Origin of the sequence: Streptomyces sp. NBC_00310, assembly GCF_036208085.1 — a bacterium.
Lineage (GTDB): Bacteria > Actinomycetota > Actinomycetes > Streptomycetales > Streptomycetaceae > Streptomyces.
This window is the reverse complement of the sequence record NZ_CP130714.1, coordinates 5,364,951-5,378,396: the sequence shown is the minus strand read 5'-3', so window position 1 is coordinate 5,378,396 and position 13,446 is coordinate 5,364,951. Positions and strand designations below refer to the sequence as shown.

5 protein-coding genes and 3 rRNA genes are annotated in these 13,446 nt (G+C 64.6%); 5 read left to right on the top strand and 3 right to left on the bottom strand.

Annotated features, from left to right (window positions below):
- Positions 1-96: 96 nt before the first annotated feature.
- A complete protein-coding gene (locus tag OG202_RS23595) occupies positions 97-1,773 on the top strand; it encodes an ATP-binding SpoIIE family protein phosphatase (RefSeq protein ID WP_326581202.1) in 1,677 nt (558 codons plus the stop codon).
- Between the two features lie 116 nt (positions 1,774-1,889).
- Here the strand turns inward: OG202_RS23595 and OG202_RS23590 are convergent, their stop codons facing one another.
- Positions 1,890-3,170 (bottom strand): MFS transporter, encoded by a 1,281-nt coding sequence (locus OG202_RS23590; protein ID WP_328223555.1) that lies wholly within the window; start codon positions 3,168-3,170, stop codon positions 1,890-1,892.
- Between the two features lie 145 nt (positions 3,171-3,315).
- Here OG202_RS23590 and OG202_RS23585 point away from each other — a divergent pair, with 145 nt between their 5' ends.
- The 4 genes from OG202_RS23585 (at position 3,316) to rrf (ending at position 9,720) form a co-directional block, all read left to right on the top strand.
- Complete coding sequence (locus OG202_RS23585) at positions 3,316-3,873, top strand: MarR family winged helix-turn-helix transcriptional regulator (RefSeq protein WP_327728915.1); 558 nt, start codon at positions 3,316-3,318, stop codon at positions 3,871-3,873.
- Positions 3,874-4,549: 676 nt separating this feature from the next.
- Positions 4,550-6,076: ribosomal RNA gene (locus tag OG202_RS23580) — 16S ribosomal RNA — on the top strand.
- A gap of 309 nt (positions 6,077-6,385) precedes the next feature.
- Positions 6,386-9,507 (top strand): 23S ribosomal RNA (locus OG202_RS23575).
- 96 nt (positions 9,508-9,603) lie between these two features.
- Positions 9,604-9,720: ribosomal RNA gene (rrf, locus tag OG202_RS23570) — 5S ribosomal RNA — on the top strand.
- The 16S, 23S and 5S rRNA genes sit together here, the layout of an rRNA operon.
- Positions 9,721-9,972: 252 nt before the next feature.
- On the opposite strand, the gene OG202_RS23565 is transcribed toward rrf, so the two are convergent.
- Positions 9,973-11,337, bottom strand: a complete 1,365-nt coding sequence (locus OG202_RS23565) for an IS1380 family transposase (protein WP_328224715.1) — start codon at positions 11,335-11,337, stop codon at positions 9,973-9,975.
- An 80-nt stretch (positions 11,338-11,417) separates the two neighbouring features.
- Entirely contained in the window at positions 11,418-13,220 is a 1,803-nt protein-coding gene (ltrA, locus tag OG202_RS23560; RefSeq protein ID WP_328222294.1) for a group II intron reverse transcriptase/maturase, read from the bottom strand.
- Between the last annotated feature and the right edge of the window lie 226 nt (positions 13,221-13,446).

The window sequence follows — 13,446 nt, the reverse complement described above, 5'->3', positions numbered from 1 at the left end:
TCCCCCCACCGCCGTACCCCGGGGCACCACCCGGGGCCATCGGCAGGATCCGGAGCCGGCCACAGACGACAACACGAGGCACGAGGCAAGGATTCGGTGAACTTCACGCGCTGGAGCGCCCGGCTCCCCGGTACGCAGCGCCGCGCCGCAGCGCGGACCGACCACACGGTCACCCCGGACCGGCGGGGGGAAGGCTCCGTGCCCGCGGCCCGCGTCGAACGGCAGACCGACGACCCCCCGGACGACACACCGACCGTGCCCGTCGTCGACGACCTCCCCACCCGCGAGATCCTCGACCGCATCCCGGCCCTCGTCGCCCTGGTCCACGGCCCGGACCACCGCACGGCCTACGTCAACGACGCCTATGCCGCGGCCTTCGGCGTACGCCCGCTCGGCGAACCGGCCCGCGAGGCCCTGCCCGAGCTGGACGCCCTCGGCCTCCTCCCGCTCCTCGACCAGGTCCTGCGCAGCTCCAGACCCCGCACGGTCAAGTCCCGCAAGGCCGCCGGCGGCCGCAGCTACACGATCACCTGCACCCCGGTCGACGTACCGAGCGGCGCCGAGCAGAGCGACGGCGGCGTGCTGATCTTCGCCGCCGATGTCACCGACCACGCCGAGGCCGCCGAACGCCTCCGCGCGAGCGAGCGCCGCCAGCGCGAGACCGCCGTCACCCTCCAGCGCTCCCTCCTCCCGCAGGAGCTGGAACAACCCGACGACCTGCGCATCGCCGCCGTCTACCACCCCGGCGGCACCGAGACCGCCGTCGGCGGCGACTGGTACGACGTCATCACCCTCGGCGGCGGCCGCACGGCCCTCGTCATCGGCGACGTCATGGGCCGGGGCGTCCGCGCGGCCGCCGTCATGGGCCAGCTCCGTACGGCCGTCCGCGCCTACGCCCGCCTGGACCTCCCGCCGCACGAGGTGCTCCAGCTGCTGGACGGTCTCGCGACGGAGATCGACCCCAACCAGATCGCCACCTGCGCCTACGCCGTCCACGACCCCAACGAGGGCCGCCTGGTCTACGCCTCCGCGGGGCACCTCCCCATCCTCGTCCGCGACGAGAGCGGCACGGTCCTGCGCGCCGACGAACCGACCGGCCCCCCGCTCGGCACCGGCGGCTGGACCCACTCCTCCGGTTCGATCCCCCTCGGCCCCGGCTCCACGGCCGTCTTCTACACGGACGGCCTGGTGGAGCGCCGCAACGAGGACCTGGACGAGGGCATCGCCGCCCTGGAACGCGCCCTGTCCGGAGCCACCGGCACCCCGCAGGTCGTCTGCGACCGCCTCGTCCGCTCGACGGGTGTCACCGCCGACCACGACGACGACGTGGCCGTCCTCGTCCTCCAGCACCCCGCCCGCGTCGGCCCCGACAGCGAACTCTTCCGCAACGCCGCCCTGGAACTCCTCGGCGGCGTGGAAGCCGCCCCCCGGGCCCGCGCCTTCGCCTCCGGCGTCCTGAGCAGCTGGCGCTTCCCGCCGGAACTGCACGACCTGGGCGTCCTGGCAGCCAGCGAACTCGTCGCCAACTCCCTCCAGCACGGCACCCCACCCATGCGCCTGCGCCTGCGCCGCACCGACCGCCGCCTGATCGTCGAAGTCACCGACGGCGACGACCATCTCCCGCGCCGCCGCCGAGCCGACCCCGCCGACGAGTCCGGCCGCGGCATCGCCATCATCGCCACCATCGCCTCCAACTGGGGCAGCCGCCGCGCCCCGGGCGGCGGCAAGGCGGTGTGGTGCGAGTTCGCCCTGCCCCGCCCCACGCCCTCATAGGGGCGCGGGGAACTGCGCGAACGGGGTCCGGGGCAGAGCCCCGAGTCTTTGACGGGGTCGAAGGGGCACAGCCCCTTGTGGACGGGTGGGATGGGTAGGGGCGGCGGGGCGAAACCTCAGGCCCGCACCACCCCGCTCTTCCGGGAAGCCGCCCCACCCCGAGCCACCACCCGACTCCTCCCCGAGGCGGGCTGATCCTGTACATCGCTGAGCTGCCGCCCAAGCCGCAACGCCAGCACCGTGATCCCCAGCGAGAAGAGCAGAAACGCCACGATGTACGGGGCATGCAGCGAGGCCCCCATCGGCCCACCCACCGCTGGCCCAACCGCCAACGCAAGCTGCTTGACCAGCGCGAACGCGGAGTTGTACTGCCCAGCCATCCCCTCCGGCGCAAGATCGGCCACCAGCGGAGCAACCGTCGGCGACAACATGGCCTCACCGAGCCCGAACAGCGCGTACGTCGAGACGAACGCGGCAGTCGCCATGGTCTGGCTCGTCTGCCCCAGCCCGGCGAACCCGGCCACGCCCCACGCCACGGCCCAGATCAGCCCCACGGCAGCGATCACGCGCGACCGCCGACGCCGCTCCACGAACCGCAGCACGGCGAACTGCGCGATCACGATCACCGCGGTGTTGGCCGCCAGCGCCGTCCCGAGCGCGGATGTCGATATCCCGGCCGCCTCGACCCCGTACGCGCTGAGCCCCGACTCGAACTGCCCGTAGCAGGCGAAGAACAACACGAACCCCAGCACGCACAGCTGCACCATGGCCCGATTCCCGAGCAGCTGCTTCCAGCTCCCCTTGGCCGTCGCCCCTGTGGGCACGCCCTCGACCTTCGGAGCGCGAGGCATCCGCACGGTCGCCATCACTCCCACGAGCAGCAGGAACATCGCCGCCTGTATGGAGAACAGGAGGACGAAGGAACCGGCGCGCGTGGCATCGACGAGATGCCCGCCTATCAGCCCGCCGACCCCGAGCCCGAGGTTCTGCAGAAAGAACTGTGTGGCGAAGGCCCGCGACCGGTTCTCCGCACGCGAACAGTCGACGATCATCGTCGCGAGCGCCGGCTGCGTCACGGCCTGCCCAGCCCCGAGCGCCACCGCGGACAACAGCACGGTCGTCGCACTGGAGGCCAGCCCGAGGCTCAGCGATCCGACGGCGGCGGTGACCAGGGCGGTGAGCAGCACCGGAAGCGCGCCGCGCCGGACTATGGCCCGCCCCGCGAAGGGCAGCACCACCAGCGCGGCCACGGCGAAGACCGCCAGCACGAGCCCCGCCGTCGTGGCACCGAGATCCCGCACCTGCGCCACGTAGACGTACAGATACGGGACCGTGAAGCCGAGTCCGAACGCGCCGAGCGCGTTGCCCACGTGAATCCGGCGCATCGCTGCGCCCATCCCCCTGGTCACGTTCACCTGCCTAGGTAAGGGAAGCCGTTCAGCTCAAGCGTTAACACTGAAGACTTCGAAGCTAAAACTTAGAAGCTAAACAGTACACCTCGAAGGACTTCGACGCCAAGCAGCGGCGTGCCATACTTCGCCCATGGGCGACACCCCCGGCATCTCCGACAGCGCCGAGCCGACACTCGAGGAGCAGATCGCCGCCTACCAGCGCGAGTTCCAGGACCTCGACCCCCAGGTCGAGAAGATCGTCTCGGCCCTCTCCCGCCTCAACCGCCGGATGAACGTCGCCTACGGCCGGCAGACCTCGGCGCTCGGCATCAGCAACGCCGAGTGGGAGGTCCTCAAGGCCCTCGTCCTCTCCGGCGCCCCGTACCGCATGGGTCCGAGCGAGCTCGCCAAGCGGCTCGGCCTCACGCCCGCCGCCATGACCCACCGCATCGACCGCATGGTCGCCGAGGGGTTGGTGACGAGAGAGCGCGACGAGACCAACCGCGTACGCGTCATCGTCGAGCTCAACCCCGAGGGCCGCGAGAAGTGGCTGGAGGCCATGCGCCTCGCCTCGGTCTTCGAGGAGGACCTCCTCCAGGACCTCTCGCCGCTGGAACGCACCGTCCTGGGCGAGGTCCTGACCCGTCTCCTCCGCCGCGTCGAGCACGCTCAGCCGGACGCCGGCGGCCGCCTCACCGACCTCGACTGAGGCCGTACGCTTGAAGGCGCCCGAGGTTTGGCCGCGGGTGCCCCGGGGGAGGCTTGACAGTCCACCCCGCGATACGTAGAGTTCTTCGGGTTGCCACGGAGCCGTAACGGTTCTGCGACAGCACCTCCGCCGCTCAAGCGGCACCCAAACCAAGCAGCACGACCTCCCAACCGGGGTGAATTCGGCACGCCCGAATTCAATTCGATTTGGGTTCGACAGCCCCGATTGGGAACTGCCGAGCAGATCCGCTAAGGTTTGGAACGTCGGAACGGCCCAACAGCCGCGAAGACAACTCCCGCTGACTGGGAATCAGGCCCGAAAGGATCTGATAGAGTCGGAACCGCCGGAAAGGGAAACGCGGAAGCGGAAACCTGGAAAGCACCGAGGAAATCGGATCGGAAAACGATCTGATAGAGTCGGAAACGCAAGACCGAAGGGAAACTGCCCGGAGGAAAGCCCGAGAGTAGCTTGGGTGAGTACAAAGGAAGCGTCCGTTCCTTGAGAACTCAACAGCGTGCCAAAAATCAACGCCAGATATGTTGATACCCCGTTCCCGGCCGGTTATCGGTTGGGGCGAGGTTCCTTTGAAGTAAAACACAGCGAGGACGCTGTGAACCATCGGATCATTCCTCCGGTGGTTCCGCTCTCGTGGTGTCGACCCGATTACGGGTAAACATTCACGGAGAGTTTGATCCTGGCTCAGGACGAACGCTGGCGGCGTGCTTAACACATGCAAGTCGAACGATGAACCACTTCGGTGGGGATTAGTGGCGAACGGGTGAGTAACACGTGGGCAATCTGCCCTTCACTCTGGGACAAGCCCTGGAAACGGGGTCTAATACCGGATACAACACTCTCGGGCATCCGATGAGTGTGGAAAGCTCCGGCGGTGAAGGATGAGCCCGCGGCCTATCAGCTTGTTGGTGAGGTAACGGCTCACCAAGGCGACGACGGGTAGCCGGCCTGAGAGGGCGACCGGCCACACTGGGACTGAGACACGGCCCAGACTCCTACGGGAGGCAGCAGTGGGGAATATTGCACAATGGGCGAAAGCCTGATGCAGCGACGCCGCGTGAGGGATGACGGCCTTCGGGTTGTAAACCTCTTTCAGCAGGGAAGAAGCGAAAGTGACGGTACCTGCAGAAGAAGCGCCGGCTAACTACGTGCCAGCAGCCGCGGTAATACGTAGGGCGCGAGCGTTGTCCGGAATTATTGGGCGTAAAGAGCTCGTAGGCGGTCTGTCGCGTCGGATGTGAAAGCCCGGGGCTTAACCCCGGGTCTGCATTCGATACGGGCAGACTAGAGTGTGGTAGGGGAGATCGGAATTCCTGGTGTAGCGGTGAAATGCGCAGATATCAGGAGGAACACCGGTGGCGAAGGCGGATCTCTGGGCCATTACTGACGCTGAGGAGCGAAAGCGTGGGGAGCGAACAGGATTAGATACCCTGGTAGTCCACGCCGTAAACGGTGGGAACTAGGTGTTGGCGACATTCCACGTCGTCGGTGCCGCAGCTAACGCATTAAGTTCCCCGCCTGGGGAGTACGGCCGCAAGGCTAAAACTCAAAGGAATTGACGGGGGCCCGCACAAGCAGCGGAGCATGTGGCTTAATTCGACGCAACGCGAAGAACCTTACCAAGGCTTGACATACACCGGAAACGGCCAGAGATGGTCGCCCCCTTGTGGTCGGTGTACAGGTGGTGCATGGCTGTCGTCAGCTCGTGTCGTGAGATGTTGGGTTAAGTCCCGCAACGAGCGCAACCCTTGTTCTGTGTTGCCAGCATGCCCTTCGGGGTGATGGGGACTCACAGGAGACTGCCGGGGTCAACTCGGAGGAAGGTGGGGACGACGTCAAGTCATCATGCCCCTTATGTCTTGGGCTGCACACGTGCTACAATGGCAGGTACAATGAGCTGCGAAGCCGTGAGGCGGAGCGAATCTCAAAAAGCCTGTCTCAGTTCGGATTGGGGTCTGCAACTCGACCCCATGAAGTCGGAGTTGCTAGTAATCGCAGATCAGCATTGCTGCGGTGAATACGTTCCCGGGCCTTGTACACACCGCCCGTCACGTCACGAAAGTCGGTAACACCCGAAGCCGGTGGCCCAACCCCTTGTGGGAGGGAGCTGTCGAAGGTGGGACTGGCGATTGGGACGAAGTCGTAACAAGGTAGCCGTACCGGAAGGTGCGGCTGGATCACCTCCTTTCTAAGGAGCATCTAGGTCTCGCAAGAGATCCAGAGCCACTACGCAGGCAAATGTTCTGCGGTGGTCAGCTCAAGGGTGGAACGTTGATTATTCGACCGGTTCACGGGTCGGAGGCTGTGAGTACTGTCCGTAAGGGCGTGGAAAGCATGATCTCCGGACGTCGATCGGGTCGGGCACGCTGTTGGGTGTCTGAGGGTATGGCCGTTCAGGTCGCCTTCAGTGCCGGCCCCAGTGCACTCGGACTTCTGGTCCGGGGTGATGGGTGGTTGGTCGTTGTTTGAGAACTGCACAGTGGACGCGAGCATCTGTGGCCAAGTTTTTAAGGGCGCACGGTGGATGCCTTGGCACCAGGAACCGATGAAGGACGTGGGAGGCCACGATAGGCCCCGGGGAGTCGTCAACCAGGCTTTGATCCGGGGGTGTCCGAATGGGGAAACCCGGCAGTCGTCATGGGCTGTCACCCTTGCCTGAACACATAGGGCAAGTGGAGGGAACGCGGGGAAGTGAAACATCTCAGTACCCGCAGGAAGAGAAAACAACCGTGATTCCGGGAGTAGTGGCGAGCGAAACCGGATGAGGCCAAACCGTATGCGTGTGAGACCCGGCAGGGGTTGCGTATACGGGGTTGTGGGATCTCTCTTGATCAGTCTGCCGGCTGGTCGGCGAGTCAGAAACCGTATGGGTAGGCGAAGGACATGCGAAAGGTCCGGCGTAGAGGGTAAGACCCCCGTAGCTGAAATCTGTACGGCTCGTTTGAGAGACACCCAAGTAGCACGGGGCCCGAGAAATCCCGTGTGAATCTGGCGGGACCACCCGCTAAGCCTAAATATTCCCTGGTGACCGATAGCGGATAGTACCGTGAGGGAATGGTGAAAAGTACCGCGGGAGCGGAGTGAAATAGTACCTGAAACCGTGTGCCTACAAGCCGTGGGAGCGTCGGATATGTGCTTGCACATGTCTCGTGACTGCGTGCCTTTTGAAGAATGAGCCTGCGAGTTTGCGGTGTGTTGCGAGGTTAACCCGGGTGGGGTAGCCGTAGCGAAAGCGAGTCCGAACAGGGCGACTTTAGTAGCACGCTCAAGACCCGAAGCGGAGTGATCTAGCCATGGGCAGGTTGAAGCGGAGGTAAGACTTCGTGGAGGACCGAACCCACCAGGGTTGAAAACCTGGGGGATGACCTGTGGTTAGGGGTGAAAGGCCAATCAAACTCCGTGATAGCTGGTTCTCCCCGAAATGCATTTAGGTGCAGCGTCGTGTGTTTCTTGCCGGAGGTAGAGCACTGGATAGGCGATGGGCCCTACCGGGTTACTGACCTTAGCCAAACTCCGAATGCCGGTAAGTGAGAGCGCGGCAGTGAGACTGTGGGGGATAAGCTCCATGGTCGAGAGGGAAACAGCCCAGAGCATCGACTAAGGCCCCTAAGCGTACGCTAAGTGGGAAAGGATGTGGAGTCGCACAGACAACCAGGAGGTTGGCTTAGAAGCAGCCACCCTTGAAAGAGTGCGTAATAGCTCACTGGTCTAGTGATTCCGCGCCGACAATGTAGCGGGGCTCAAGCGTACCGCCGAAGTCGTGTCATTCCAGCACATACCCCCAACGGGGGCTGGGATGGGTAGGGGAGCGTCGTGTGCCGGGTGAAGCAGCCGCGGAAGCGAGTTGTGGACGGTTCACGAGTGAGAATGCAGGCATGAGTAGCGATACACACGTGAGAAACGTGTGCGCCGATTGACCAAGGGTTCCTGGGTCAAGCTGATCTGCCCAGGGTAAGTCGGGACCTAAGGCGAGGCCGACAGGCGTAGTCGATGGATAACCGGTTGATATTCCGGTACCCGCTGTGAAGCGTCAAACATTGAACCAGGCGATGCTAAGTCCGTGAAGCCGTCCCGGACCCTTCGGGGAAAGGGAAGTGGTGGAGCCGACGGACCAGACTTGCAGTAGGTGAGTGATGGGGTGACGCAGGAAGGTAGTCCATCCCGGGCGGTGGTTGTCCCGGGGTAAGGGTGTAGGACGTCAGGTAGGTAAATCCGCCTGGCAATAGTCTGAGACCTGATGCCGAGCCGATTGTGGTGAAGTGGATGATCCTATGCTGTCGAGAAAAGCCTCTAGCGAGTTTCATGGCGGCCCGTACCCTAAACCGACTCAGGTGGTCTGGTAGAGAATACCGAGGCGTTCGGGTGAACTATGGTTAAGGAACTCGGCAAAATGCCCCCGTAACTTCGGGAGAAGGGGGGCCATCACTGGTGAGAGGACGTGCTCCTCGAGCTGGGGGTGGCCGCAGAGACCAGCGAGAAGCGACTGTTTACTAAAAACACAGGTCCGTGCGAAGCCGTAAGGCGATGTATACGGACTGACGCCTGCCCGGTGCTGGAACGTTAAGGGGACCGGTTAGTCACTCTTCGGGGTGGCGAAGCTGAGAACTTAAGCGCCAGTAAACGGCGGTGGTAACTATAACCATCCTAAGGTAGCGAAATTCCTTGTCGGGTAAGTTCCGACCTGCACGAATGGCGTAACGACTTCTCGACTGTCTCAACCATAGGCCCGGTGAAATTGCACTACGAGTAAAGATGCTCGTTTCGCGCAGCAGGACGGAAAGACCCCGGGACCTTTACTACAGTTTGATATTGGTGTTCGGTTCGGCTTGTGTAGGATAGCTGGGAGACTGTGAACTCTGGACGCCAGTTCAGGGGGAGTCGTCGTTGAAATACCAGTCTGGTCGTGCTGGATGTCTAACCTGGGTCCGTGATCCGGATCAGGGACAGTGTCTGATGGGTAGTTTAACTGGGGCGGTTGCCTCCCAAAGGGTAACGGAGGCGCCCAAAGGTTCCCTCAGCCTGGTTGGCAATCAGGTGTTGAGTGTAAGTGCACAAGGGAGCTTGACTGTGAGACCGACGGGTCGAGCAGGGACGAAAGTCGGGACTAGTGATCCGGCGGTGGCTTGTGGAAGCGCCGTCGCTCAACGGATAAAAGGTACCCCGGGGATAACAGGCTGATCTTCCCCAAGAGTCCATATCGACGGGATGGTTTGGCACCTCGATGTCGGCTCGTCGCATCCTGGGGCTGGAGTCGGTCCCAAGGGTTGGGCTGTTCGCCCATTAAAGCGGTACGCGAGCTGGGTTTAGAACGTCGTGAGACAGTTCGGTCCCTATCCGCTGCGCGCGCAGGAATATTGAGAAGGGCTGTCCCTAGTACGAGAGGACCGGGACGGACGAACCTCTGGTGTGCCAGTTGTTCTGCCAAGGGCATGGCTGGTTGGCTACGTTCGGGAGGGATAACCGCTGAAAGCATCTAAGCGGGAAGCCTGCTTCGAGATGAGTATTCCCACCCACTTGATGGGGTAAGGCTCCCAGTAGACGACTGGGTTGATAGGCCAGATATGGAAGCCCGGTAACGGGTGGAGTTGACTGGTACTAATAGGCCGAGGGCTTGTCCTCAGTTGCTCGCGTCCACTGTGTTGGTTCTGAAACCACGAACAACCCCATTCCCTTGTTTGGTCACGGGGGATGGTGCGGTTGAGTGTTTCATAGTGTTTCGGTGGTCATAGCGTGAGGGAAACGCCCGGTTACATTCCGAACCCGGAAGCTAAGCCTTACAGCGCCGATGGTACTGCAGGGGGGACCCTGTGGGAGAGTAGGACGCCGCCGAACAAATATTGCGAAAGGCCCACACCTTATGGTGTGGGCCTTTTTGCGTTTCCGGAGGGAAATTGGGTGGAGGGTGCGGTACCCCGGTACTAGCCTCGATCTTTCGTGACGGTCCGCCGACGGAGTCGGTGGGCCGTTTCGCTTTCGGTGGCTGATGCCGGGCAGGCCGTGGGCCCGAGTGTCGCGTCGGGTGGGCGCCGGGTTCCACTGCTCCGGGTGGGGTGGTGCTACTCGCAGGGGTAGGGAAGCTGCTGGTCAGCCGGGGTTCGGCAGGAGTGCGAGCCGTGCGAGGGCGTCTGTGATCTCCCGGGTCCAGGGCCAGTGGCGGGCGAGGCGGAGGATGCGGCGCCGGCCGGTGGTGACGAGCTGGGCGGCTGCGGAGAACAGGCGGAAGCGGAGGCGGCGGGGTTCCCAGAGCCGGGTCTGGCCGGTCAGGGCGAGCATGGGCATCCAGGCCAGCAGGTCGAGAGCGATCTGGACGATCTCCAGCCAGACCTTGTTCTGTGCGGTGTCGTGCAGGGGCAGGTTCCGCAGGCCCGTCGCGCGGGCAGCTCGGATGCGGTCCTCGGCCCGGGCCCGCAGCCGGTGACGGAGCTCGAGTTCGGCGATGGGACGGCCGGCGGTGTTGGTAGCAAAGCAGGTGATCCGCATGCCGTCCGCATCCGTGATTCTCAACTGGGCCCCGGGATGCGGCCGTTCCTTGCGGACGATCAGCCGCATGCCCTTCGGCCAGCCCTCAAGCAGGTCGCCGGTGAGTTCGGCGACCCAGGCCCCGTCGCGGACCTCGCCGCCGGTCTCGACGGCCGGCGTCCATGCCGATGCCGGGATCTTCAGAACGTGCTGGTGAATGGCCTCGGTGATCACCATGCCGACCGAGTAGGACAGCCAGCGCCCGCGCTGGGCGAGCCAGGCGACGAACTCGTGGGTGCCGCCCGCGGAATCGCAGCGGATCAAGGTCTGCCGCCCGCGCCGGTACTTCGTGGGCAGCTGGGCGAGGGAGAGGCGGGCGGCCTCGATGTGGTCGGCGGCCGTGTTCGAGCCCGCGTTGCCCGCCCTCAGAAGGGAGGCGACAGGTTCACCGGTGCCACCGGGGCCGTGGTCGACGAAGCCCATCAGCGGGTGGTGACCGTAGGTCTTCTTCCAGGTCGGGGCGGCGTCCTGCTTGTCCGAGTGGGCGATGACCAGCACTCCGTCCAGATCCACGGTGACCTGCCCACCGGCGTCCGGAGCCCGGTCGCGGGCCAACGTCCAGACCCGGACGCGGACTTCGGACCGGGCCGCGCGGATGGCGGTCAGTGCCTTCTCGCTCGAGGCGGCAAGGGTGTCGATCAGGCGGGAGACCGTCGGGTCGGAGGCGACCGGCCCGAACACGGCCGGCTCGGCCCGCAGCGTTGCGATGTCGGCGAGACAGTCCCCGCCGAGTGCGACCGCCAGCGCGACGTCCAGGAGGATCTTGGCCGGGTCGTGGACGGCCCGCGGCTTCCGCCACGGAGCAAGCGCTGAGGACAACACCCGGTCGAGACCGGCTTTGCGGACCGTTTCGACCAGCAGGACGGACCCGACCTGGGAGAAGACCTGACGGCCGTCACCCTGAACACGCACACGGGGATAGGAACCTATAGGCTGGTCGGGTAGCCGGAGTCCATTGCTGGACTCCGGCCCCCTCAGAACCGTACGTGCACGTCATCCGCGCATACGGCTCAAGCAAGCCCCGAAGGCTCTCCGGTGTGCAGGGTTTCCTCGCGGCCGTCCACGTATAGGCGTTGACGGCATGAGGCGTGGGTGAGGCGGAGTTGAACCCCATCCGGCGTCTTCGTCCCCTGGTAAGCGATGTTTTGGGTCTTGATCGCTTTCCGGGTGGTGCGGAGCCACTGCTCCCACTCCCTTGGGGACTGCGGGGACCGGTCTGCGTGCAGGAGCAGTTGCCCGCACCGATGGCAGCGGCCCGCCTGCATCTTCAGTAGACGCATGGTGGCCCGGTCCAGCGGCAGCGGGGCGCCCTTGCGACGGCGGTCGGCCCAGTAGTCGGTCAGAGCAGGGTCATCCGGGGACGCCCCACCCCTGACCAGCTGATGCCGGATGATTTTCGTCCAGGCGAACCGGACCAGGTAGGCGCCGCTGTCGCGGTCACCGAACACCCAATTGTCCTGACGTGCAGGATTGAAGCGACCGAAGTACCGCCTCATGATCCAGCGCCTCGGCTTCTTCGGGTGCCTGGGCAGCGCCCACCGGTAGGTGAGCTGCCATAGGTAGGCGTCCAGCGAGGCGAAGACCTCTTTGGACACCACCGTCCGGTAGTAGGCCGCCCATCCGCGAACGATCGGATTGAGCGTCCGCAGTACTGCCGCAGGCTCCGCGCCACGAAGGGCCCGGATTTCCTCCCGCAGTCTGCCCCGGATCCGCTTGACGGCCGCTTTGCTGGGCTTGATCAGTAGCTTGCCGCTGCGGTAGCGGCGCACGTTGAACCCGAGGAAGTCGAAGCCGGTTTCCGCGTGGACGATTTGCGTCTTGTCCTCGTTGAAGACCAGCCCCCGGGGCGCGAGCCACTCGGCAAGCCGTGCCTTGACCTGCTCAGCCGCAGCGCGGCTGTGGCATATCGCCACGAGGTCGTCAGCGTATCTGACCAGCACAGGAGCGTTCGGCATGATTTCTCCGGCCCGTCGGCCCGAAGGGTGATACCGCACGCCCGCAGCCATCTCCATCCCATGCAGAGCGATATTCAGCAGCACGGGGCTGATCACGCCGCCCTGGGGAGTCCCCTCCTCGGTCGGTGTGAATCTCCCGCGTTCCACGACCCCGGCCTTCAGCCATTGCCGGACCAGTCCCCGAGCGGGGAAAGTGCCGAGCCCGGCCAGAAGCTGGTCGTGATCGATGCGGTCGAATGCCGCCGCCAGGTCCGCGTCCAGGATCCACACGCGCTGCGGGTTCTTGCCGCTGAGCGTATTGAAGATGACCCCGATCGCGTCATGGCAGCCCCTGCCCGGGCGAAAGCCGTACGACCTTGCCTCGAACCGGGCCTCCCACTCAGGTTCCAGCGCCGCCGAGACACGGGCTTGGTGAGCCCGGTCGACGATGACGGGGATGCCGAGCGGGCGCCGCTTGCGTCCTCCCGCCTTTGGGATGAACACCCGCCGGACCGCGCGAGCCTGCCAGTTACTGCCGCGCTGCTGGATGAAGCGCACCAGTTCCGACTTGCCCGAGGCGGTGAGTACGACCTGATCGTCGATCCCCGCCGTCTTGCGTCCGGCGTTGATCTCCGTCACCCGCCGCACGCTGACCAGCGTGTTGCTCAGGCTCCGGAGCATCAGCTTCTGCAGGTTCCTGACCTTCGCCAGGTCCCCTTCCTTCGATGCCGTGAAGATGCGTTGGCGCAGACGGCGTACGTCTTTGTCCGCCTGGTCCCAGTCGATGCTGGGCCAGTCCACGAAGCCGCCCTCCGGTCCGTTCACCCCGGCCGGGGCCGGGGCGTCCAACTTGTCCTTCAGTGCTGTCGCTGCTGTCATCGTCCCTCCTCACAGGCTCACCCGGCTCACGTCAGCGTCCTTTCGGACTCGGACATCGGTCCGTATCCGGCGAGTTGGCCAAAGCGGCGGCGGAGAGTCCACCGTCCGTAGCTGCCTTGGTTTCCTCCGGCCTTTCGGCGTGCCGGCCTTCGCTTCTTGAGCCGTCCTTTCCCGCCGGAAACATCAGCCTTCCTCACGGTCAGCCCACCGCCCGTCCGGTATGGAC

Excerpts from the sequence above, each read along its gene's own strand:
- OG202_RS23590 (WP_328223555.1), bottom strand. The coding sequence starts at position 3,170 with ATGGGCGCAGCGATGCGCCGGATTCACGTGGGCAACGCGCTCGGCGCG.
- OG202_RS23585 (WP_327728915.1), top strand. The coding sequence starts at position 3,316 with ATGGGCGACACCCCCGGCATCTCCGACAGCGCCGAGCCGACACTCGAG.
- ltrA (WP_328222294.1), bottom strand. The coding sequence starts at position 13,220 with ATGACAGCAGCGACAGCACTGAAGGACAAGTTGGACGCCCCGGCCCCG.